Here is a 21,238-nt window from a genome sequence, read left to right as displayed (position 1 = left end):
GGAACTTCCGGTCGGGGGATTGACGGCGGGAATTGGTCTAGACCAATATGTGCGGCATGGGGAGATCTCGGGTACTTCTTGCCGCGCTCGCGTCGTTGTCGCTCGCGCTCGGGGCCGTGGGGACCGCCGGTGCCGTGGGGACCGGGAGGGCGGGGAGGGCCGCGCCGGCCGCCGGAGCCGCTGCCGCCGGAGCCGGAGCCGGAGCCGGAGCCGTGGCCGTGGCCGTCGGCTCGTCGGAGGCCGGGGCGCGGGCCGTGGGGCTGCCGCCCGTCGTGTCGCACGTGCCGACCGGCGAGGAGGTCGTCTTCCTCACCATCGACGACGGATGGGTGCACGACCCCGCCGTCGCGCGGACCCTCGTCGACCGGCGGATCCCCGCCGCGCTGTTCCTGCTGCCGGGGGCGACCTCGTACGACACCCGGTACTTCACGGACCTCGCCGCGCAGGGGCGGGTGAGCGTGGAGAACCACACGGTCAGCCATCCCGACCCGACCACGCTCGACGCCGCGGGCAAGGACGCGGAGGTGTGCGGCGCAGGGGAGCAGCTGGCCGTGGCCTTCGGGAAGGAGCCGAAGCTGCTGCGGCCGCCGTACGGGGCCGTGAACGACGACGTGCGGCTGGCGGCCAAGGCGTGCGGGGTGAAGGCGCTGATCACGTGGACGTACGACTTCACCACCTGGAGCGAGACGCCCGCGACCCCGCGGCTGCGCGCCGGTGACATCGTGCTGCTGCACTTCACGCCGACGCTCGGCGCGGACCCGCAGCGGGCCCTGGACGCGGCGAAGGCCGCCGGGCTGAAGCCGGCGGCCCTGATGCCGCACCTGAGGAGTGCCGGGCCGGTCCCGTAGGGTCCCCGCGCGCGGGGGATCCGTACGGGCCGGCCGCTCGCGGGCTACAGCTCGCGGTGGAGCTTCGTGTTCGAGGCCTGGGCGCGCGGGCGGACCACCAGGAGGTCGATGTTGACGTGGCTGGGGCGGGTCACGGCCCAGGTGACGGTGTCGGCCACGTCGTCGGCGGTGAGGGGCTCGGCCACACCGGCGTAGACCTTCTCCGCCCGTTCGGCGTCGCCGCGGAAGCGGGTCTTCGCGAACTCCTCGGTCTTGACCAGGCCGGGGGCGATCTCGATGACGCGGACGGGCTGGCCGACGATCTCCAGGCGGAGGGTCTCGGCGAGGACGCGGGCGCCGTTCTTGGCGGCGACGTAACCGGCGCCGCCCTCGTACGTGGCGTGGCCCGCGGTGGAGGAGAGCACGACGACCGTGCCGTCTCCGGAGGCGGTCAGCGCCGGGAGCAGGGCCTGGGTGACGTGGAGCGTGCCGATGACGTTGACCTCGTACATCGTGCGCCAGTCCGCGGGGTCACCCGTGGCGACGGGGTCGGCTCCGATGGCGCCGCCGGCGTTGTTGACGAGCACGTCGCAGCGGGCCAGGGAGGCGGCGAAGGCGTTGACGGCGTCCTGGTCGGTGACGTCGAGGGCGTGGGCGGTGGCCTCGTGACCGGCGGCGGTGATCTCGGCGGCGAGGGCCTCGATGCGGTCCTTGCGGCGGGCGGTGAGGACGACGTGGTAGCCGGCCGCGGCGAGCTGGCGGGCCGTGGCCGCGCCGATGCCGCTGCTGGCGCCGGTGACTACGGCGGTGCGGGGGGAGGCCGGGGCCGTGGCCGTGCTCATGTGCTCGCTCCTCGTGCGTTCGTACGGGTGGATACCCGCCAGCATAGGCCGGGCGGGCCGCTGCTCACCGGCCGCGCGGGGCGTACATGATCACGGCCATCCCGGCGAGGCAGACGAGCGCGCCCGCGACGTCCCACCGGTCGGGGCGGTAGCCGTCGGCGACCACGCCCCACAGGAGGGAGCCGGCGACGAAGACCCCGCCGTAGGCGGCGAGGACGCGGGCGAAGTCGCCCGCGGGCTGGAGGGTGGCCACGCATCCGTAGAGGCCCAGCGCGATGACACCGGCGCCGATCCAGGCCCATCCCCTGTGGGCGCGGACGCCTTGCCACACGAGCCAGGCACCGCCGATCTCCAGCAGGGCGGCGAGGACGAACAGGGCGGCGGAGCGGGCGATCGGCATGCCGGGAAGCCTACGCACGCGGATGGGCGGGCGACTCGCCCTCATTCGTGTGATGGTCCGAACGGTGCGGGGGTGGGGTGGCTAACGTCCGCGCGTGGAGGTGGTCGCGGTGCGCCGAGGTGCCGTACGGAGTGTGGTGATGGCCGGGCTGCTGGTCCTGCTCGGTGGTGCGGGGGGCGTCGGCGGTGCCGTCGGGGCTCCGGTCCGGTCCGGCCCCGAGGCCGACGTGGCGTACCACGGGCGGGTCGCCCTGGACGGCGCGCGGCTGCGGATCCTCCTGGTCCCGGAGAACGAGGGTCCGGCGGCGCTGGCGAACGCGACGCTGCGGCTGCGCCTGTCGCAGGACCTCGCGGACCGGCAGCAACTGGCGGCCGGCTGCGCGCGGGCCGGGCTGCGCGAGGTGGTGTGCGAGACGGGGGAACTGCCGCCGCACGGGCGCGGGCGGCATATCGGCCTGACGCTGTGGCTGAAGGAGCCGGCCACGGAGGCGGAGGTGCGGGTGGACACGTGGTGGGACGGCGGCGCGACGGACCGGAACCTCGCCAACAACGAGCACGTGGTGCTGGCGCTGGACACGGGGGACACGTACGCGTTCTGACGGCCGGGCGGCGGGCCCGCCCGGCCTGAGCCGGGCCGGGCCCGGCTCAGGGCGCGCAGACGTTCAGGGCGCGCAGACGTTCAGGGCGCGCAGACGTTCAGGGCGCGCCGACGCTCAGGGCGTGCTGACGTCGCCGAACTCGGCGAGGGCTTCCTCGACGATCCGCTCCAGGCGGGCGTGGTGGGCGCCGCGCCAGTAGACGCGCTCGCAGTCGGCGCACTGCGCGAAGACCTCGTACGAGCGCTGCGTGCCGCCCTCCAGCCGGTCGCCGACGCTGTCCTTGTCGGCCTCGTGCAGGGTCCCGTTGCACGCGGTGCAGCGGGACCAGGGGGAAAGGGCCGGGGCGAACCGGCCCAGGATGTCGCGCACTTGCTCGTCGGGCTGGTCGCTGTACACGTACGCCCCGGCGAACAGCTCGCGGCGGCGCAGCAGTCCGCGGTCGCGGGAGAGCAGGACGCGCTGCTCGGCGGCGGAGCGGGTGGCGAGGGCCGGGTCGCCGATGTCCTCGTTCTCGTAGGCCGCGTCCACGCCCAGCAGGCGCAGGCGGCGGGCGAGGGTGCCGAGGTGGACGTCGAGCAGGAAGCGCAGCGGCACGGTGGCGGGGACGCCCGGGAGGTGCTGGGGGCGGTCGACGCCGAACACCTCGACGGATTCCCCGGCTCCGGGCACGTGGGAGAAGGGGGTCTCGGCGCCGTCGACGAGGATCCGGCCGACCTCGGTGAGCGGGATGCCGGCCGACTCGACGACGTGGCCGAGGCTGGAGACGCCGTCGGTCGAGGTCGGCACGCGTGCGCCGCGCCGGCTCGGCGCGGCGAAGACGTGCAGCTCGGGGGCGAGTGTGAGCTCAATACCGGGTCCGTTCACGGGCCCAGCATGCCACTGCGGGGCGGGATCCGACGGAGGATTTACCGGGCCGGGGCGAGGGGCGGCGTCTCCCGGTCGTGGAGCTCGCGATGGGTGCTGACCTCGTCGAAGTGGTTCTCGGCCCACTGCTTCACGGAGCTGAGGAGGCAGCTGAGGCTGCTGCCGAGGTCGGTGAGCCGGTAGTCGACGCGGGCCGGGACGGTGGGGGTGACGGTGCGGGTGACGAGGCCGTCGCGTTCGAGGGAGCGGAGGGTCTGGGTGAGCATCTTCTGGCTGACGGCGGGGATCTTGCGGCCGAGGTCGCTGTAGCGCATGGAGCGGTCGTCGGCCTGGGCGAGGGCGCTGACGATGAGGCCGACCCACTTGTCGCTGATCCGGGCCAGGAGCTGGCTGGTGGGGCACTCCTTGAGGAACGCGTCGTAGGCGGAACGTTCCTCTTCGCGGCGGGCGGCGGCGGTGAGGGTGGCCATGGGTGCCCCACTTCAGGGTTGGGTACGCACTCCGAAGTGCGTACTTACGAATCCATAGTGACTCTCCCTAGGTTAGTGGCCATCGAGAACGAGTCGAGCGGGAACCACTGACGGGAGAAGCGGCCATGAGCGGCGAGCAGACGCAGCAGACGCAGCAGGCGGAACAGGCGGAACAGGCGGAGCAGGCGGAGCAGGCGGAGCAGGCGCCCCGGACGATGCGGGCCGTCGTGGTGGACGGATTCGGCGGCCCCGGACGGGTCGAGGTCGTACGGGTGCCGCTCCCGAGGCCGGCCGCCGGGCAGGTCCGCGTACGGGTCCGGGCGGCCGGGCTGAACCCGGTCGACGGCGCGGTGCGGGCCGGGGTCTTCGGCGGCGAGGGGCAGCGGCTCGGCTTCGGCTGGGACGTGGCGGGCGAGATCGACGAACTCGGCGCGGGCGTCGCGGGCACCGGGGGATGGTCGGTCTCCGACCCGGTGGTCGGCCTGCACTACGGGCCCGTCAAGCCGCTGGGCACGCACGCGGAGTACGTGGTCCTCGACGCCTCCGCGCTGGCGGCGGCCCCGTCCTCCGTCCCGGTGGCGAGCGCGGCCGCGCTCCCGCTGAGCGGGCTGACCGCCGCCCGGGCGGTGGACCTGCTGGGGCTGCCGCCGGGCTCTTCGGTGCTGGTCACCGGGGCGGCGGGGGTCGTCGGCGGTCTCGCGGTGGAGCTGGCCGCGCGGGCCGGGTACGTGGTGACGGGCCTGGCGGGAGCGGGCGACGAGGAGCTCGTGCGCTCGCTCGGCGCGGCCGCCTTCGTCCCGCGCGGCTCGGCTCCGGAGGGTCCGGTGGACGGGGTGGTGGACGCGGCGGTACTGGGCCGCGCGGCCCTGGACTCCGTCCGCGACGGCGGGGTCTACGTGGGCCTGCGCCCCGGCGGCGCTCCGGCGGCGGAGCGCGGGATCCGGGTGGCGGAGCAGGAGGTCGCGGCGGACGGCGAGCACCTGGCCCGGCTGGTGGCCCTGGTCGACGCGGGGGAGCTGACGCTCCGGGTGGCGGAGACGTTTCCGCTGGCGCAGGCCCCCGAGGCCCACGCCCGCCTGGCGGACGGCGTCCGCGGCCGCCTCGTCCTGACGGCACCCTGACCGGGTGACCGGGTGACCGGGTGGGCCCGCACCCGCACCCGCTGCCGTGGACAGAGGGGTGAGGGCAGAGGGTGGGTCAGGGCCAGACCAGGCAGTACGGCTGGTGGCCCGCCTCGTGCAGGCGATGGCTGAAATCTTGCCATTCGTGGAGCAGTTGGTAGACGTTGAAGGCGTCGCGGGGGCCGCCGCGGTCGGGGACCGTGGACCAGATGAAGGCGGCCGCGCCGACCGATTCCTCGCCGATGCCGCGCAGTGGGTCGACGACGGTCATGGGGAGTTTGACGACCGCGTAGTCGGGGTGGAGGACGACCAGTTCCAGCGGGGGGACCTTGTGCAGGGGTATGCCCTCGATGCCGGTCAGGACCATCGCGGCGACCGTTTCCGGCTTGATCTTGGTGAACATGCCGCCCATGCCGAGCTCGTCACCGCCGAGCTCCTCCGGGCGCATCGTCTGCGGCACCCGTGCGGCGGTGGCGCCGTCGGGGGCGCCGAAGTACTTGTACGTCACTCCCATGCCGCGGCCCCTGGGGTGGCCGTCGGGGTCCTGCGAGGGGTCCGGTGCCGGCTCCGCCGCGTCCGTGGCGCGGCGACGGTGCTTGCCGCGGCGGCGGGCTTCGCGCGCCTCGCGGGCGCGCTGCGGATCCAGGCCGTCGGTACCCTCGCCCGGTCCACCGCGTTGCATATCTCCACCCGACTGGTCTTGCCTGCCCCGGCCCCGCGGCCTCCGCCACGCAGCCTGATCATCATGGCAGTGACCTCCCCCGGGGCGGCGCGGTGAAACGCCCGTCCGCAAGTCAGTCGCGGCCTCTGAGACCATGGCTGGTGTGAGCTACCCGTACCCGTATGAAGCCAAAGTCTCGCAGACTCTCTTTGACCGCGCGTCCCTCGTGACGCCTGGCGGCGTGAACTCTCCGGTGCGCGCCTTCCGCGCCGTGGGCGGAACGCCCAGGTTCATGGTGTCCGGTACCGGTCCGTACCTGACCGATGCCGACGGGCGCGAGTACGTCGACCTGGTCTGCTCGTGGGGGCCGATGATCCTCGGCCATGCCCATCCGGCCGTGGTGGAGGCCATCCAGGCCGCCGTCGTCCGCGGCACGTCCTTCGGTACCCCCGGTGAGGGGGAGGTCGCGCTCGCCGAGGAGATCGTCGCGCGGATCGAGCCCGTGGAGCAGGTCCGCCTGGTGTCCTCGGGCACCGAGGCGACCATGTCCGCGATCCGCCTCGCCCGCGGGTTCACCGGCCGCGCCAAGATCGTGAAGTTCGCCGGGTGTTACCACGGTCACGTCGACTCGCTGCTGGCCGCCGCCGGTTCCGGGCTCGCGACCTTCGCGCTGCCGGACACCCCGGGCGTGACCGGCGCGCAGGCCGGGGACACGATCGTGCTCCCCTACAACGACCTCGAAGCGGTCCGCGCCGCGTTCGCCGCGCACCCCGGCGAGATCGCCTGCGTGATCACCGAGGCGGCGCCCGGCAACATGGGCGTCGTGACCCCGGGCGAGGGCTTCAACCAGGGGCTCGCCGACCTGTGCCGCGCGAACGGCGCGCTGTACATCTCCGACGAGGTCATGACGGGCTTCCGCACCTCCCGCGCCGGCTGGTACGGCGTGGACGGGGTCAGGCCCGACCTGATGACCTTCGGCAAGGTCATGGGCGGCGGCTTCCCGGCGGCGGCCTTCGGCGGCCGTGCCGACGTGATGGGCCACCTGGCCCCGGCCGGTCCCGTCTACCAGGCGGGCACGCTCTCCGGGAACCCGATCGCGACGGCCGCGGGCCTCGCACAGCTGCGGCTGCTGGACGCGGCCGCGTACGAGAAGGTCGACGCGGTCTCGGCGCAGATCCAGGGGCTGGTCACCGAGGCGCTCACCAAGGAGGGTGTCGCGCACCGGCTGCAGACCGCCTCCAACATGTTCTCCGTCTTCTTCACCGAGGACGAGGTCCGGAATTACGACGACGCGAAGAAGCAGGAAGCCTTCCGCTTCAACGGCTTCTTCCACTCGATGCTGGCGCAGGGCGTCTACCTGCCGCCGTCGGCGTTCGAGTCGTGGTTCGTGTCGACCGCCCACGACGAGAAGGCGATCGAGCGCATCGCGGCCGCCCTGCCGGCCGCCGCCCGAGCCGCCGCGGAGGCCACCGCATGAGCACCGAGGACCGCATCGAGGACCGCGTCGGGGACCGCGCCGGGGACGGCCGGGCCGACGGCGGCTCGCAGATCACCGTCGTCCACGTGGTGCGCCACGGCGAGGTGGAGAACCCGGAGGGCGTCCTCTACGGCCGCCGCGCCGGGTACCACCTCTCCGAGCTCGGCCGCCGGATGGCGGACCGGGTCGCCGAGCACCTGGAGAGCCGGGACGTGACGTACGTCGTGGCCTCCCCGCTGGAGCGGGCGCAGGAGACGGCGGCGCCGATCGCGAAGGCGCACGGGCTGGACCTGGCGACCGACGGCCGCCTCATCGAGGCGGGCAACGTCTTCGAGGGCAAGACCTTCGGGGTCGGCGACGGCGCGCTGCGCAAGCCCGGGAACTGGAAGCACCTGACGAACCCGTTCAAGCCCTCCTGGGGCGAGCCGTACGTCGAGCAGGTCGTCCGGATGATGAGCGCGATCGAGACCGCCCGCGACGCCGCCCGCGGCCACGAGGCGGTGGCGGTCAGCCACCAGCTCCCGATCTGGATCGTCCGGAGCTTCGCGGAGCGGCGCCGGCTGTGGCACGACCCGCGCCGCCGCCAGTGCACCCTGGCCTCGCTGACCTCGTTCACGTACCAGGGCGACAAGCTCGTGTCGGTGGGCTACAGCGAGCCGGCCCGGGACCTCGTCCCGGCGCACCTCCTCGCGGGGGCGAAGCCGGTGAAGGGCAAGTCCAAGGCCTTCGGGGCCTAGACGCGGCCCGGGTGCGGCCGGGTGCGGCCCGGGGTACGGCCCGGTGAGCCCGCGGCCGCACCGCGGAGCGGGCACACCACGAGAGGGCTTTGCCCCAATTTCACACATATGGCCCGGGAGTTGTCGCGCGATGCGGCAACTCCCGCCCCGGCCGGGCCCGGCCGGCCCCCGCCCGCACCCCCGGGGGGCGCGGAAGATCGGCAATTCGGTCATGCGAAACTTTTCACATGAGCCTTAGCCGCGCGCGTGTCCGTCGTAGAAGCCGCCGCTCGACCCCCGCCCGCGCCGTCCTGCTGACCGCGGTGGCCCTCGCGGGCGCCGTCACCCTCACGGCGTGCGGCGATTCGGACGGCGGCGGCAAGTCCTCCGGCTCGGCCGGCGGCAACTACGTCACCGGCCCCAGCGGCATCTCCACCGTCGCCCGGGGGGACCGGGCCGAGGCGCCCAAGCTCGACGGCGAGACCGTGGACGGCGCGACGCTGGACACCACCACCCTCAAGGGCAAGGTCGTCGTCCTCAACGTCTGGGGCTCCTGGTGCCCGCCGTGCCGCGCGGAGGCCAAGTACTTCGCGAAGGTGTCCAAGGACCTGGCGGACGCCGGCCAGGAGGTCGCCTTCGTCGGCCTCAACACCCGGGACAACAGCAAGCAGAACGCCGCCTCCTTCGAGGAGACCTACGGGATCACCTACCCGAGCCTCTTCGACCCGGACGGCAAGCTGATGCTCCGGTTCCCCAAGGGCACGCTCAACCCGAACGCGATCCCCTCCACGATCGTCCTCGACAAGGAGGGCAAGATCGCCTCGCGCACCCTGGCCGCGGTCAACGAGGAGCAGCTGCGCTCGATGATCGACCCGCTCCTCGCGGAGAAGTGACCTCGTGGTCACCGAGCTCTCCGAGGCCGTCCTCGCCGCCGAGGCGACCGGCGTGAACACGACGGTCCTCAACGGCGCCCTGCTGCTGGCCCTGCCGATCGCGCTGCTCGCCGGGCTGGTCTCCTTCTTCTCGCCCTGCGTGCTGCCGCTCGTCCCGGGCTACCTCTCCTACGTGACCGGCGTCGGCGGAGCCGACCTCGCCGAGGCCCGGCGCGGCCGGATGCTCGGCGGCGCGAGCCTGTTCGTCCTCGGCTTCACCGCCGTGTTCACCTCGACCGGCGCGCTGTTCGGCTACTTCGGGCGCACGCTCGACGCCAACAAGGGCGTCATCTCGCAGGTCCTCGGCGGACTGGTGATCCTGCTCGGCCTGTTCTTCATGGGCGCGATCCCCGGCCTGACGATGCGCGAGTTCCGCTTCCACAAGAAGCCGGCCGTCGGCCTGGTCGGCGCGCCCCTGCTCGGCGTGCTGTTCGGCCTCGGCTGGACCCCCTGCATGGGCCCGACCCTCGCGGCCGTCGGCACCCTCTCCATCGACCAGGCGACGGCGGGCCGCGGAGCGCTGCTGACCGTCGTGTTCTGCCTGGGGCTCGGACTGCCCTTCATCGCCACGGCGCTCGCGTTCCGCAAGGCGCTCGGGGCGTTCGGCTGGGTGAAGAAGCACTATGCGTGGGTGATGCGCATCGGCGGCGGCATGCTGATCCTGACGGGCCTGCTGCTCGTCACAGGATGGTGGAGCAGCATCGTCAGCGACATGCAGAGCTGGACCCAAGGCTTCACGGTGGGGATCTGAGGACTACACGGACATGAGTACGACCGACAAGGCGTCCCCCGAGGCGCCGCACGCATCCGCGGATTCCGCTTCCGCCGAGGCCGCCGAGGCCTCCGCCGAGGCGGCGGCCGGCGCGCAGCTGTCCACCGCCCCCCTGGAGGACGCCCCCGGCGGCCCCGCGGGCATCGGCGTGTTCGGCTGGGCCCGCTGGTTCTGGCGGCAGCTCACCTCCATGCGGGTGGCGCTGCTCCTGCTCTTCATGCTGTCCCTGGCGTCGATCCCGGGCTCGCTGATCCCGCAGAACCAGGTCGACCTGATGAAGGTCGCCGCCTGGAAGAGGGAGCACGCCTCCTGGGTGGGCGTCGCCGAGAAGCTCCAGCTCTTCGACGTCTACAGCTCGGTGTGGTTCTCCGCGATCTACCTGCTGCTGTTCATCTCGCTGATCGGCTGCATCCTGCCGCGCTCCTGGCAGTTCGTGGGCCAGCTCCGCGGCCGCCCGCCGGCCGCGCCCAGGCGGCTCGACCGGATGCCCGCGTACACGACGTGGCGTACGGACAAGTCCCCGGACGAGGTGCTCGCGTACGCCAGGACGCTGCTCGGCGGCCGGCGCTTCCGTACGGAGGCGGGCGCCGGGTCCGTCTCCGCCGAGAAGGGCTACCTGCGCGAGGCCGGGAACCTGCTCTTCCACGTCGCGCTGATCGTGATGCTGATCGCCTTCGCCTGGGGCCAGTACTTCAAGTCGGAGGGCGGCAAGCTCGTCCTGCGGGGCCAGGGCTTCTCGAACACGCTCACCCAGTACGACGACTTCAAGTCGGGCACGCTCTTCGACTCCGACGACCTGCCGCCCTTCTCCTTCACGCTGGACAAGTTCGACGCGACCTTCGAGCGCACCGGCCCGCAGAAGGGGACCCCGCGCGAGTTCAAGGCGTACGTCACCTTCACCGACGGCGCCCACGGCAGCCCGCAGAAGCGCGAGATCCAGGTCAACAAGCCCCTCGAGGTGGACGGCTCCAAGGTCTACCTGCTGGGTCACGGCTACGCGCCGGTCATCTCGGTGACCGACCCGTCCGGCAAGGTGATCTTCAAGGACGCCGTGCCGATGCTGCCGCAGGACGCCAACCTCACCTCTACCGGCGCCGTCAAGGTCACCGACGGGTACAAGGACAAGGACGGGAAGGCGACCCAGCTCGGCTTCGCGGCGATGTTCGTGCCCACCTTCGCGGGCGCAGGCGAGGGCACGATGTTCTCGCAGTTCCCGGAACTGGACTCGCCCGCGCTCGCGCTCAACGCGTGGCACGGCAGCCTCGGGGTGGACTCGGGCCTGCCGCAGAACGTGTACCAGCTGGACACCTCCAAGATGGAGCAGTTCAAGACCGAGGACGGCAAGCCGCTCGCGAAGCGGATGCTGCCCGGGGAGAGCATGGAGCTGCCCGGCGGTCAGGGCACCGTGACGTTCGAGGGCATCGAGCGCTGGGCCACCTTCTCGGTCACCCAGCAGCCCGGCAGCGGTCTCGCCCTCGGGGGCGCCGCCGCCGCCATCGCGGGCCTCGCGGGCTCCCTCTTCATCCAGCGCCGCCGGATCTGGGTCCGCGCGGTCGCCGGGACGGACGGGGTGACCGTCGTCGAGATGGCCGGCCTCGGCCGCAGCGAGTCCGCCAAGCTGCCCGAGGAGCTGTCGGCACTGTCCGGGGCGCTCCACGAGCAGGCGCCCACGGCGGAGCCGGTTCCCACCCCGATCCCCACCCCACCTGCCCACGAACGTGCCGAAGTCGAAGGGGAGCGCGCCTGATGCAGCTCGCGGCCGCAGCCAACGAGAGTCTGGCTCACCTCAGCAACAACCTGATCTACGCGTCGATGGCGGTCTACACGCTCGCCTTCCTCGCCCACATCACCGAGTGGATCTTCGGCAGCCGCAGCAAGGTGGCCCGTACGGCCGCCGCGCTCACCCAGTCCGGGACGCGGGCCGACGCGCCCGCCGTCCAGGTGCGGGGCAAGGGGGTGCGGAGCTCCGGTGCGGCCGGTGAGGCCGGGGGCACCGCCGTCCTCGACAAGCCCAAGGTCGTCACGCGCAGCGCCGCCGGCACCCGCGACGTCCCGGACGGCCCCGGCGCGTCCGGCGGCACGGTCCAGGGCGACCTGTACGGGCGGATCGCGGTCTCCCTGACCACCCTCGGCTTCCTCCTCGCGGCGGGCGGGGTCGTCACCCGCGCGCTGTCGGTGGAGCGGGCGCCCTGGGGCAACATGTACGAGTTCTCGATCACCTTCGGCACGGTGGCCGTCGGCGCGTACCTGGCGCTCCTCGCGCTGAAGAAGAACGTCCGCTGGCTCGGCCTGTTCCTGGTCACCACCGTGCTGCTGGACCTGGGCATCGCCACGACCTGGCTCTACACGGACAGCGACCAGCTGGTCCCGGCCCTGCACTCGTACTGGCTGTGGATCCACGTCTCCACCGCGATCTTCTGCGGCGCGGTCTTCTACATCGGCGCCGCGGGCGCGGTCATGTACCTGTTCCGCGATTCCTACGAGGCGAAGCTCGCGAACGGCGGCACGCCGGGCAGGTTCTCCACCTCGGTCATGGAGCGCTTCCCGTCGGCGGCCTCGCTGGACAAGTTCTCCTACCGCATCAACGCGGCGGTCTTCCCGCTGTGGACCTTCACGATCATCGCGGGCGCGATCTGGGCCGGCGACGCGTGGGGCCGCTACTGGGGCTGGGACCCCAAGGAGGTCTGGTCCTTCGTGACCTGGGTGGCGTACGCCTGCTACCTGCACGCCCGCGCCACCGCCGGGTGGAAGGGCCGCAAGGCCGCGTACCTCGCGCTGTTCGCGTTCGCGTGCTGGATCTGGAACTACTACGGCGTCAACATCCTGCTCAGCGGCAAGCACTCGTACGCGGGCGTCTGACGCCGGCGGTACGGGACGGGCGGTAGCGCGCCGGTTTCACGCCCCGCGCGGTACACGCGGTACACGCGGTACAAGGAGGGGCGCAGCGCGGGGAGCGGGTGGTCCCCGTTCAGCGCGTGGAGCAGGCGGCCCAGCTCCGCGCGGAGCACGGCGAGGTCGACGCCGGAGCCGCCGACGCCGCCCTCGCCGCCCCGGCCGAGCTCGGCCTCCAGCGCGTGCAGCACGCGCCCGGCGGCCTCCATGTGGCTGATCGCGGCCTGCGTCAGCACCACCAGCTTGCGCCGGCCGCCCTCGGGGTGCGGCTCGCGGCGCACGTATCCGCGCCGCTCCAGGTCGTCGACGATCTGCCCGGCGGCCTGCTTGGTCACCCCGAGCCGCTCGCCGAGCTCGCTGGCCGTCGCGCCGGGGCCCTTGAGGGCCTGGAAGGCCATGCCGTGCAGGGGGCGCAGCTGGTCGGCGTGCCCGGATTCCTCGAGGCGGCGGGTGAACTCGCCGAGCAGCAGCTGGAAGCCGAGACCGAGGAGGAAGGTCAGCTCCATGCCCTCGCCGTGGCCTGCGCCGCCGTCGGTGCGGTGGCCGTCTTCGCTGGGGTGGTGGGTCACGGAAACATGATGACACGGGTGAGTCAACGTGCTTTACTCAAAGCGAGTAAAGCTCCTTGACTCACATCCGCCCCACGGAAGGAACCACCGTGCGCGTCATCACCCCGTCCCCCGAGCACGTCGTCACCACCCCGAACGCGACCATGACCGGCCTCGCCTCCCCCGGCCGGGGCAGCGCGGAACTGAGCACCTGGCGCACCGCCATGGCCGCCGGGGCCGCCGGCCCCGAACACTCCGTCAGCCGCGAGCAGGTCTGGACGGTCACCGCCGGAGTCCTGGAGGTGACCTGCGAGGGCCGGACCGAGAAGGTCGCGGCCGGCCAGGTCCTCGTCCTGGCCCCGGACGTCATGCGCCGCGTGCACGCCCTCGCGGACACCGAGGTCTACGTCGCCATGCGCGCCGACGGCCTCGTCAGCGTCCCCGGCACCGAGGGCTCCCGGCCCTTGCCGTGGGCGGTCTGAGCCCTGCCGGAGTTCCGGCGGGGCGGCCGCGGCCCGGCTCCGGCGCGCGGCGTCGGCCTCGCGCCGGGCGCGCCCTCAGTCCTTGTCCTTGTCCTTGTCCTGACCGGTGTCCGGGTCGGTTTCCCGGCGGTTCCGGCTGTCGCGGCTGTCCTGCTCCTCGCGCAGGGACTTCAGGAACTCGGGGTTGTCGTCCGGGGCCACCCACTGGGTCCGGCGCGCCCGGCCGCCGGCGCCGCCGACCCCGGCCGTCCGCTTCTTGCCCGCGAACAGCCATACGACCGGCCCGACGATCGAGAAGAGCAGGATGATCAGGACCCAGACCACCTTGGGGAGGTGTTTGACCTCTTCTTCCGGCGTGTTCAGGCAGTCGATGAAGGTGTAGATGGTCAGCGCGATGATCAGCAGGAACGGCAGATAGCGCAGCACGGTGTGGGACCGACCCCCAGAAGAACGGTGCGGACCCGGGCGGGCCGCGGTTGTCCCGTCCAGGGTAGAGGGCCCGCCGGGGTCCGGGCTCTGAGCGGGGATGCCACAATTGCCCGCATGGCTTACGACGATCTCCGCTCCCTGCTCCGGGCCCTGGAGCGGGAGGGCGACCTCAAGCGCATCAAGGCCGAAGTCGACCCGTACCTGGAGGTCGGGGAGATCGTCGACAGAGTGAACAAGGCGGGGGGACCCGCGCTGCTCTTCGAGAACGTCAAGGGCTCGTCGATGCCCCTGGCCATGAACGTCTTCGGGACCGACCGCCGGCTGCTCAAGGCGCTGGGCCTCAAGTCGTACGCCGAGATCAGCGAGAAGATCGGCGGCCTGCTCAAGCCCGAGCTGCCCCAGGGCTTCATCGGCGTCCGCGAGGCCTTCGGCAAGCTCGGCTCGATGGTGCACGTGCCGCCGAAGAAGGTGAAGGGCGACTCCGCGCCCGTCCAGGAGGTCGTCCTCACCGGCGACGACGTGGACCTGGACCAGCTGCCCGCGCTCTTCACCTGGCCCAAGGACGGCGGGTCCTTCTTCAACCTCGGCCTGACGCACACCAAGCACCCGGAGACGGGCGTCCGCAACCTCGGGCTCTACCGCCTCCAGCGCCACGACAAGCGCACCATCGGCATGCACTGGCAGATCCACAAGGACAGCCGCAACCACTACGCGGTCGCCGCGGCGCGCGGTGAGCGGCTGCCGGTCGCGATCGCCTTCGGCTGCCCGCCGGCCGTGACGTACGCGTCGACCGCGCCGCTGCCGGGCGACATCGACGAGTACCTCTTCGCCGGGTTCGTGGCGGGCAAGCGGATCGAGATGGTGGACTGCAAGACCGTCCCGCTCCAGGTCCCGGCCAACGCCGAGGTGGTCATCGAGGGCTGGCTGGAGCCGGGGGAGACGCTGCCGGAGGGGCCGTTCGGCGACCACACCGGCTTCTACACCCCGCAGGAGCCCTTCCCGGCGCTGAAGATCGACTGCGTGACCATGCGCAAGCGCCCGCTGATCCAGTCGATCGTCGTCGGCCGCCCGCCGACGGAGGACGGACCGCTGGGCCGCGCGACGGAACGCTTCTTCCTGCCGCTCCTCAAGATCATCATCCCGGACATCGTGGACTACCACCTCCCCGAGTCGGGCGGCTTCCACAACTGCGCGATCGTCTCGATCGACAAGAAGTACCCGAAGCACGCGCAGAAGGTCATGCACGCCATCTGGGGCGCGCACATGATGTCGCTGACCAAGCTGATCATCGTGGTCGACAAGGACTGCGACGTCCACGACCTCCACGAGGTCTCGTGGCGGGCGCTCGGCAACACGGACTACTCCCGCGACCTGACGGTCGTCGAGGGCCCGGTCGACCACCTGGACCACGCCTCGTACCAGCAGTTCTGGGGCGGCAAGGCGGGCATCGACGCCACGAAGAAACTGCCGACGGAGGGGTACACCCGCGACGGCGGCTGGCCCGACATGGTCGAGTCCGACCCGGCGACGGCCGCGCTGGTGGACCGGCGCTGGAAGGAATACGGACTGTGAGCGAGACCGGGCCGGGCGGCCCCGCCCTCTTCATCGGAACCGACACGACGTACGTGGCCCTGGTGCGGCCGGAACTCGACCCGGCAGACCCGGGCGTCCGGGAGGCCGCCGAGCAGGCGGGCGTCTCCCCGGAGGAGTTCGCGGGCCCCGGCAACGTCTGGGCCCTGATGCTCGACGAGGACGGCGAGGGCGACGGCTTCGAGCTGCCCGGCGCGCGGGACATCGAGGCGGACGACTTCGCGGAGCAGCTCCAGCGCGCCCTCGCCACCGCCGAGCCGTTCACCGCCGAAGCCGGGAACTTCCTGCGCCTCGACGCCCGTCCGTCGGGCGACGCCTGGCTGGTCACCGCCCGCGTCACCCCGCCGGAGGGCCACGACGACGCCGCCGCCCCCCGGACCCTGGAGCTCGGCGCGCTCCCGGCGGCGGAGCTCCTGGCCGGCCTCGAAGCGTTCCGGAGGGAACTCGTATGACATCCGCCGCCGAGGGCGTCCTCGGGTCAGGGCCCGCGCCGCAGGCGACCGGCAAGGTGAAGGCCTTCCTGCGGCTCGTGATGATCGAGCACTCGGTCTTCGCGCTGCCCTTCGCCTACATCGCCGCGCTCACCGCCATGTTCACGCTCGACGGCGTGATGCACTGGAGCGAGCTGCTGCTCGTCACCGTCTGCATGGTCGGGCTGCGGACCTTCGCGATGGCCGCCAACCGGATCATCGACCGGGAGATCGACGCGCGTAACCCCCGTACCGCCGGGCGGGAGCTGGTCACCGGGGCGGTGTCGGTGCGTTCCGCCTGGACCGGGGCCGGGATCGCGCTGGTCGTCTTCCTCGGGGCGGCGGCGCTGCTCAACCCGCTCTGCCTGGTGCTGGCGCCCGTCGCCGTCGTACCGATGGTGGTGTACCCGTACGGGAAGCGGTTCACGGACTTCCCGCACGCCATCCTGGGCCTCGCCCAGGCCATGGGGCCGGTCGGGGCCTGGATCGCGATCACCGGCACGTGGTCGTGGGACGCGGTCATCCTCGGGCTCGCGGTGGGCGTGTGGATCGGCGGCTTCGACCTGATCTTCGCCTGCCAGGACGTGGCCGCCGACCGCGCGGAGGGCGTCCGGTCCGTCCCCGCCCGCTTCGGCATCCCGGCCGCCCTGTGGGGCGCCCGCGGCGCGCACGTCGTGACCACGGCCCTGCTGGCCTGGTACGCCGTCGCGACGGACGTCGGCCCGCTGTTCTGGTTCGGCCTGCTGGTCGTCGTGGCGGCCTTCGTCTACGAGCACACCATCGTCACGCCGCACGACCTGTCCCGCCTGAACCGCGCCTTCTTCACGGTGAACGGTTTCATCGGCATGGCGCTGTTCGTCTGCGCCCTGCTCGACCTGGTGGTCCGGGGACTGTCCCTGTAACCCGATCGTGTGTGCCCCGCCCGATCCGGCGGTCCGAGGTCTGACTCGGTGGCTGGCCTGCGGCATACCATCGAGTGCATGGACAGGGAGGCCGACGTGACCGTCTCGGAGAGCGACCGCCTGCACTCACAGCTCAGCCGGTTCGAGGACATGTTCCCCGGGTACCGGACGGAGATCGTCGAGGGCAACATCGTGATGAGTCCGCTCAAGCCGCACCACGCCAGGACCATCCGGCTGCTGTGGAACACACTCGAGGCCCAGATCCCGGCGGAATGGGGCTTCATCAGCGATGTCGCGGTCCCGTTCGACGGCGACAACGAGTTCTGCCCGGACCTCGCGGTCATTCCCGCGGCGGAGGCGGACAGGAACCTCAGTTCCTACCCGCCCGACCTCGTAGAGCTCGCCGTCGAGGTCGTGTCGCCGAGCAGCGTGCGCCATGACTACGAGGTCAAGGACCGGGCCTACGCCCGCCGTGGCATCCCCCACTACTTGATCTTCGACCCCTACAAGGCGCACTGCACGACCCTGTGGAACCCCGGGCCCGACGGTTACCGGGGCCGCGACGTCATCCCGTACGGGGAGACGGTCATCGTCGAGAGCGGCATCGGCAAGCTCCTGATGGACACGGCCGCGCTCCCGGTGGACCCGGGCAGCGCCCCGTAGCGCTCCTTAGTGCTCCACCGCCCGGCGCGGCCGGGCCAGCAGGGCCACGCCCGCGCCCGCCAGGAGGCCGAAGAGGTGGGCCTGCCAGCTCACCATCGAGTCCGTCGGCAGGGCCCCGGCCAGGAAGGTCGTGCCCCAGAACGCCGCGATGACCACGGCGACGACGACGCCCAGCGGACTGCGCTCGACGAAGCCCCGTACCAGCAGATAGCCGAAGAGGCCGAAGATCAGGCCCGAGGCGCCCGCCGTGATGCTGTGGGACGGGGAGATCAGCCAGACCGCGAACCCGTCGGCGAGGGTGATGGCGGCGGCGACGGCGAGGAAGCGGCGGATCCCGCTGAGCGCGGTGACGAAGCCGAGGACGAGCAGCGGGACGCTGTTGGACGCCACGTGGTCGAAGCCGAAGTGCAGGAACGGCGCCAGGGGTATTCCGGTCAGGCCGTCCGGCTCGCGGGCGGCGATCCCGTACGCGTCCAGGGCGTGGCCCGTGGCGTGGTCGACGGCCTCGATCACCCACAGCAGGGCCACCCAGCCCAGCATCAGCTTCGCGGCGGCCCCGGCCCGGTCCCTCTGGGTCCACTCGCCCTCGCGCGTGCCGTTCCCGCCGCTGCCGCTTCCTCTTCGGATGCCGCCCATGGCCCCCGCCTCCCGCTTCCGCCCGCCGCCGCACAGTGCCGCCGCGTACCGCTCCCGCGAGCCGTGCCCGCGTCCGCGTGCCCGCGTGCCCGTGCCCGCGTGTCCACCCCTTGAACGTGGGGACACCTTAGCCAGTGCCCATCGGCGGTGGCCGGATAGTCTCGGAGGTATGACTGAGGGCAAGCGCACCCCGTGGGTGGTCGGGGTTTCCGGGGCGTCCGGGACGCCGTACGCGGCGGCGGTGATCCGTGGGCTGCTGGCGGCGGGCGAGAGCGTGGACCTGGTGGTGAGCCGCGCGTCGCGGCTGACGCTGCTGGACGAGACGGGGATCGCCTTCCGCGACGCGCACTGGCGGGACGACCTGGCCGAGTGGCTGGAGCGCGGGGCGGACGGGAAGCCCGCGACCTTCGCGCGGCCGGAACTGGACGACGTCCGCTACTGGGGCGCCGGCGATCTGGCGGCCGGGCCGAGCAGCGGCTCGTACCCCGTCAAGGGGATGCTGATCGTGCCCGCGTCCACGGCCTGCGTGGCCGGCGTGGCGCTCGGGCTGTCGAAGGACCTGCTCCAGCGGGTGGCGAGCGTGACGCTCAAGGAACGGCGCCGGCTGGTGGTCGCGGTACGGGAGACCCCGCTGAGCGGGCAGACGCTGAAGCATCTGGTGGCGCTGGACGAGGCGGGCGCCGTGGTGCTGCCCGCCTCTCCGGCGTTCTACGCGGGTGCGACGCACATCCAGGATCTGGTGGATTTCGTCGCGGGGCGGGTGCTCGACGCGGCAGGGGTGCCGCACGTGCTGTACCGCCGGTGGGAGGGGGAGCTCGGAGGCTCCCGCACTCCCCGGGGGGCGAGCGGGGGCACTGAGGGTGTCTAACCCTTCAGCGAGGGCGTTCAGCCCTTCTTGGCGCGCCCCGGCTTGCGGGTCTTGTCGACGCGGTGGGCGGCGGCGGGCTGGTCGGTGCGGGATCGGTTGGCCAGCTCCTGGAGCTGTCGCATGTGCGCGTAGGCCATCTCGATCGTGTACACGGTGAACCACTCCTGAAGATTGTCAGATCATCTTTGATCTGTTGAGAGATTCACAGGGTGTCGACCCTGTGTGCCTTTGATTCTATACGTAAACTCGTGGGATCGCCGAATAATGGAAGGCTCCAGGCATATGGACAGCGTGGATAGGCAGCTCATCCAGGCACTTCGTGAGAACGGACGTGCCTCGTACGCGGAGCTGGGCCGGCTCGTGGGCCTCTCCGGCCCCAGCGTCACCGACCGGATCAACCGGCTGGAGACCGCCGGAGTCATCACGGGCTACCGCGCGACCGTGGACGCGGCCTCACTCGGCCTCGGTGTCACGGCACTGATCGGCATCTCCCTCTCCGACGCCGCGGACCACGAGGACGTGGCCCGGCGCGTGCGCGACCTGACGGAGATCGAGGACTGCTGGTTCATCGCCGGCGACGACTCCTTCATGCTGAAGGTGCGCGCCAACGACGTGGACGGGCTGGAGAAGATCATCCGCAAGCTCTCCGGCACCAAGGGCGTCTCGCGGACCCGTACCACGATCGTGCTCTCCACCAAGTGGGAGAACCGGGTCGGGGGTCTGCCCGAGGAGGGCTGAGAGTACGGTTGGGGGGCGGTTGCGGGGCGCGCGCACCTCATGGTGTCGCCGCAGGTGCCGCAGGGTGCGTGGAGACAGAGGACAGAGGAGAGGACCGGCATGGACGTTGGGCTCAAGCGTGAGCTGGAGGACAAGGTTCGCTCCGGCGAGCGGCTGACCCGTGAGGACGGCGTCGCCCTCTACGAGTCGGACGACCTGGCCTGGCTCGGCGGCCTCGCCCACGAGGTGCGGACGCGCAAGAACGGCGACGTCGTCCACTTCAACGTCAACCGTCACCTCAACATGACGAACGTGTGCACCGCGTCGTGCGCCTACTGCTCGTTCCAGCGCAAGCCGGGCGAGAAGGACGCGTACACGATGCGCATCGAGGAGGCCGTGCGCCTGGCCAAGGCCATGGAGAACGAGAACCTCACCGAGCTGCACATCGTCAACGGCCTGCACCCGACGCTGCCGTGGCGGTACTACCCGCGCTCGCTCTCCGCGTTGAAGGAGGCGCTGCCGAACGTCTCGCTGAAGGCGTTCACGGCGACCGAGATCCACCACTTCGAGACGATCTCCGGGATGTCGGCCTCCGACATCCTGGACGAGCTGATCGAGGCCGGCCTGGAGTCGCTCACCGGCGGCGGCGCGGAGATCTTCGACTGGGAGGTCCGCCAGCACATCGTGGACCACCGCACCCACTGGGAAGACTGGTCGCGCATCCACCGCCTCGCGCACGCGAAGGGCCTCAAGACGCCCGCGACCATGCTCTACGGGCACATCGAGGAGCCGCGCCACCGCGTCGACCACGTGCTGCGGCTGCGCGAGCTCCAGGACGAGACCGGCGGTTTCCAGGTCTTCATCCCGCTGCGCTACCAGCACGACTTCGTGGACATGCAGGACGGCAAGGTGCGCAACAAGCTCCAGGCGCGCACCACGATGGCGACTGGCGCGGAGGCCCTCAAGACCTTCGCGGTCTCCCGTCTGCTCTTCGACAACGTGCCGCACGTCAAGGTCTTCTGGGTGATGCACGGCGTGCAGACCGCCCAGCTCGCGCTGCAGCACGGCGCGGACGACATGGACGGGTCGGTCGTCGAGTACAAGATCACGCACGACGCCGACAACTACGGCACCCCGAACAAGCTGGGCCGCGAGGACCTGCTGGAGCTGATCCGCGACGCGGGCTTCCGCCCGGTCGAGCGCAACACGCGCTACGAGATCATCCGCGAGTACCCCGGCCCGGACGCGGGGCTGCGCGAGACGCCGCAGGCGATGCGCGTCTGACCCGGACCCGCATCGGACGCACGAGAGGGCCCCGGCTCCCCCCCCAGGGGGGCCGGGGCCCGCGCGGCGGGGCGGGG

General features: G+C 72.0%; 25 protein-coding genes and 1 pseudogene. 17 read left to right on the top strand and 9 right to left on the bottom strand.

The window, feature by feature from the left end; genetic code table 11:
* The first annotated feature begins 56 nt into the window (after nucleotides 1-56).
* Nucleotides 57-848, top strand: coding sequence for a polysaccharide deacetylase family protein (locus tag ACWF9Z_RS23460; protein WP_453604867.1), 792 nt, complete (start codon nucleotides 57-59; stop codon nucleotides 846-848).
* A gap of 44 nt (nucleotides 849-892) precedes the next feature.
* Here the strand turns inward: ACWF9Z_RS23460 and ACWF9Z_RS23455 are convergent, their stop codons facing one another.
* Nucleotides 893-1,669 carry an SDR family NAD(P)-dependent oxidoreductase gene (locus tag ACWF9Z_RS23455; RefSeq protein WP_453604865.1) on the bottom strand — a complete coding sequence of 259 codons (777 nt, stop codon included), beginning with the start codon at nucleotides 1,667-1,669 and terminating at the stop codon, nucleotides 893-895.
* Nucleotides 1,670-1,733: 64 nt separating this feature from the next.
* A complete protein-coding gene (locus ACWF9Z_RS23450; RefSeq protein WP_453604864.1) occupies nucleotides 1,734-2,069 on the bottom strand; it encodes a YnfA family protein in 336 nt (111 codons plus the stop codon).
* A gap of 94 nt (nucleotides 2,070-2,163) precedes the next feature.
* Between ACWF9Z_RS23450 and ACWF9Z_RS23445 the strand changes: the two genes are divergently transcribed.
* Nucleotides 2,164-2,667: a hypothetical protein gene (locus ACWF9Z_RS23445; RefSeq protein WP_453604862.1), complete on the top strand. Its 504-nt coding sequence runs from the start codon at nucleotides 2,164-2,166 to the stop codon at nucleotides 2,665-2,667.
* Nucleotides 2,668-2,781: 114 nt separating this feature from the next.
* Here the strand turns inward: ACWF9Z_RS23445 and ACWF9Z_RS23440 are convergent, their stop codons facing one another.
* Entirely contained in the window at nucleotides 2,782-3,531 is a 750-nt protein-coding gene (locus ACWF9Z_RS23440; RefSeq protein ID WP_453604861.1) for a Mut7-C RNAse domain-containing protein, read from the bottom strand.
* A 41-nt stretch (nucleotides 3,532-3,572) separates the two neighbouring features.
* Entirely contained in the window at nucleotides 3,573-4,001 is a 429-nt protein-coding gene (locus ACWF9Z_RS23435; protein ID WP_453604859.1) for a winged helix-turn-helix transcriptional regulator, read from the bottom strand.
* Between the two features lie 215 nt (nucleotides 4,002-4,216).
* On the opposite strand from ACWF9Z_RS23435, the gene ACWF9Z_RS23430 reads away from it, so the two are divergent.
* Nucleotides 4,217-5,122 carry an NADP-dependent oxidoreductase gene (locus ACWF9Z_RS23430; protein WP_453604946.1) on the top strand — a complete coding sequence of 302 codons (906 nt, stop codon included), beginning with the start codon at nucleotides 4,217-4,219 and terminating at the stop codon, nucleotides 5,120-5,122.
* Between the two features lie 76 nt (nucleotides 5,123-5,198).
* On the opposite strand, the gene ACWF9Z_RS23425 is transcribed toward ACWF9Z_RS23430, so the two are convergent.
* Nucleotides 5,199-5,636 (bottom strand): hypothetical protein, encoded by a 438-nt coding sequence (locus tag ACWF9Z_RS23425; RefSeq protein ID WP_215031868.1) that lies wholly within the window; start codon nucleotides 5,634-5,636, stop codon nucleotides 5,199-5,201.
* A 301-nt stretch (nucleotides 5,637-5,937) separates the two neighbouring features.
* Here ACWF9Z_RS23425 and hemL point away from each other — a divergent pair, with 301 nt between their 5' ends.
* The 6 genes from hemL to ccsB all read left to right on the top strand — a co-directional run bounded on the left by hemL (nucleotide 5,938) and on the right by ccsB (nucleotide 12,539).
* Nucleotides 5,938-7,260 (top strand): glutamate-1-semialdehyde 2,1-aminomutase, encoded by a 1,323-nt coding sequence (gene hemL / locus ACWF9Z_RS23420; RefSeq protein ID WP_453604858.1) that lies wholly within the window; start codon nucleotides 5,938-5,940, stop codon nucleotides 7,258-7,260.
* Nucleotides 7,257-7,997, top strand: a complete 741-nt coding sequence (locus tag ACWF9Z_RS23415; RefSeq protein WP_453604856.1) for a histidine phosphatase family protein — start codon at nucleotides 7,257-7,259, stop codon at nucleotides 7,995-7,997. Before hemL ends, ACWF9Z_RS23415 begins: the two co-directional genes overlap by 4 nt.
* 227 nt (nucleotides 7,998-8,224) lie before the next feature.
* Nucleotides 8,225-8,869: a TlpA family protein disulfide reductase gene (locus ACWF9Z_RS23410; protein ID WP_453604854.1), complete on the top strand. Its 645-nt coding sequence runs from the start codon at nucleotides 8,225-8,227 to the stop codon at nucleotides 8,867-8,869.
* Between the two features lie 4 nt (nucleotides 8,870-8,873).
* Nucleotides 8,874-9,659, top strand: coding sequence for a cytochrome c biogenesis CcdA family protein (locus tag ACWF9Z_RS23405; protein ID WP_453604852.1), 786 nt, complete (start codon nucleotides 8,874-8,876; stop codon nucleotides 9,657-9,659).
* A 13-nt stretch (nucleotides 9,660-9,672) separates the two neighbouring features.
* A complete protein-coding gene (gene resB / locus ACWF9Z_RS23400) occupies nucleotides 9,673-11,427 on the top strand; it encodes a cytochrome c biogenesis protein ResB (RefSeq protein ID WP_453604850.1) in 1,755 nt (584 codons plus the stop codon).
* Entirely contained in the window at nucleotides 11,427-12,539 is a 1,113-nt protein-coding gene (gene ccsB, locus ACWF9Z_RS23395; RefSeq protein WP_453604849.1) for a c-type cytochrome biogenesis protein CcsB, read from the top strand. Before resB ends, ccsB begins: the two co-directional genes overlap by 1 nt.
* Before the next feature lie 77 nt (nucleotides 12,540-12,616).
* On the opposite strand, the pseudogene ACWF9Z_RS23390 reads toward ccsB, so the two are convergent.
* Nucleotides 12,617-13,078 (bottom strand): annotated as a pseudogene (locus ACWF9Z_RS23390) (MarR family winged helix-turn-helix transcriptional regulator); the annotation flags it as partial.
* Between the two features lie 152 nt (nucleotides 13,079-13,230).
* Here ACWF9Z_RS23390 and ACWF9Z_RS23385 point away from each other — a divergent pair.
* Nucleotides 13,231-13,602: a cupin domain-containing protein gene (locus ACWF9Z_RS23385; RefSeq protein ID WP_453604847.1), complete on the top strand. Its 372-nt coding sequence runs from the start codon at nucleotides 13,231-13,233 to the stop codon at nucleotides 13,600-13,602.
* Between the two features lie 75 nt (nucleotides 13,603-13,677).
* Here ACWF9Z_RS23385 and ACWF9Z_RS23380 read toward each other — a convergent pair whose 3' ends face one another.
* The gene (locus ACWF9Z_RS23380) at nucleotides 13,678-14,028 is read right to left on the bottom strand and encodes a PLD nuclease N-terminal domain-containing protein (protein ID WP_453604845.1); all 351 of its coding nucleotides are present in this window, start codon (nucleotides 14,026-14,028) and stop codon (nucleotides 13,678-13,680) included.
* A gap of 117 nt (nucleotides 14,029-14,145) precedes the next feature.
* Between ACWF9Z_RS23380 and ACWF9Z_RS23375 the strand changes: the two genes are divergently transcribed.
* The 4 genes from ACWF9Z_RS23375 (at nucleotide 14,146) to ACWF9Z_RS23360 (ending at nucleotide 17,656) form a co-directional block, all read left to right on the top strand.
* Entirely contained in the window at nucleotides 14,146-15,603 is a 1,458-nt protein-coding gene (locus ACWF9Z_RS23375) for a menaquinone biosynthesis decarboxylase (RefSeq protein ID WP_453604843.1), read from the top strand.
* On the top strand, nucleotides 15,600-16,073 hold the full coding sequence (locus tag ACWF9Z_RS23370; protein WP_453604842.1) for a hypothetical protein: 474 nt from the start codon (nucleotides 15,600-15,602) through the stop codon (nucleotides 16,071-16,073). The genes ACWF9Z_RS23375 and ACWF9Z_RS23370 overlap by 4 nt, the downstream gene beginning before the upstream one ends.
* Nucleotides 16,070-16,993, top strand: a complete 924-nt coding sequence (mqnP, locus tag ACWF9Z_RS23365; protein WP_453604841.1) for a menaquinone biosynthesis prenyltransferase MqnP — start codon at nucleotides 16,070-16,072, stop codon at nucleotides 16,991-16,993. Before ACWF9Z_RS23370 ends, mqnP begins: the two co-directional genes overlap by 4 nt.
* A 78-nt stretch (nucleotides 16,994-17,071) precedes the next feature.
* Nucleotides 17,072-17,656 carry a Uma2 family endonuclease gene (locus tag ACWF9Z_RS23360; protein WP_453604840.1) on the top strand — a complete coding sequence of 195 codons (585 nt, stop codon included), beginning with the start codon at nucleotides 17,072-17,074 and terminating at the stop codon, nucleotides 17,654-17,656.
* Nucleotides 17,657-17,662: 6 nt separating this feature from the next.
* On the opposite strand, the gene ACWF9Z_RS23355 is transcribed toward ACWF9Z_RS23360, so the two are convergent.
* Nucleotides 17,663-18,292 (bottom strand): rhomboid family intramembrane serine protease, encoded by a 630-nt coding sequence (locus ACWF9Z_RS23355; protein ID WP_453604838.1) that lies wholly within the window; start codon nucleotides 18,290-18,292, stop codon nucleotides 17,663-17,665.
* A 169-nt stretch (nucleotides 18,293-18,461) separates the two neighbouring features.
* On the opposite strand from ACWF9Z_RS23355, the gene ACWF9Z_RS23350 reads away from it, so the two are divergent.
* On the top strand, nucleotides 18,462-19,160 hold the full coding sequence (locus ACWF9Z_RS23350) for a UbiX family flavin prenyltransferase (RefSeq protein ID WP_453604836.1): 699 nt from the start codon (nucleotides 18,462-18,464) through the stop codon (nucleotides 19,158-19,160).
* A gap of 17 nt (nucleotides 19,161-19,177) precedes the next feature.
* Here the strand turns inward: ACWF9Z_RS23350 and ACWF9Z_RS23345 are convergent, their stop codons facing one another.
* Complete coding sequence (locus tag ACWF9Z_RS23345; protein WP_356660038.1) at nucleotides 19,178-19,312, bottom strand: hypothetical protein; 135 nt, start codon at nucleotides 19,310-19,312, stop codon at nucleotides 19,178-19,180.
* A gap of 130 nt (nucleotides 19,313-19,442) precedes the next feature.
* On the opposite strand from ACWF9Z_RS23345, the gene ACWF9Z_RS23340 reads away from it, so the two are divergent.
* Together ACWF9Z_RS23340 and mqnE are read left to right on the top strand one after the other, a co-directional pair.
* A complete protein-coding gene (locus tag ACWF9Z_RS23340) occupies nucleotides 19,443-19,898 on the top strand; it encodes an Lrp/AsnC family transcriptional regulator (RefSeq protein WP_356660036.1) in 456 nt (151 codons plus the stop codon).
* 99 nt (nucleotides 19,899-19,997) lie between these two features.
* The gene (mqnE, locus tag ACWF9Z_RS23335) at nucleotides 19,998-21,161 is read left to right on the top strand and encodes an aminofutalosine synthase MqnE (RefSeq protein ID WP_453604833.1); all 1,164 of its coding nucleotides are present in this window, start codon (nucleotides 19,998-20,000) and stop codon (nucleotides 21,159-21,161) included.
* Nucleotides 21,162-21,238: the final 77 nt, after the last annotated feature.

It is taken from the genome of Streptomyces sp. NPDC054961, from assembly GCF_053609145.1.
This window is presented reverse-complemented; position numbering and strand designations above follow the sequence as displayed.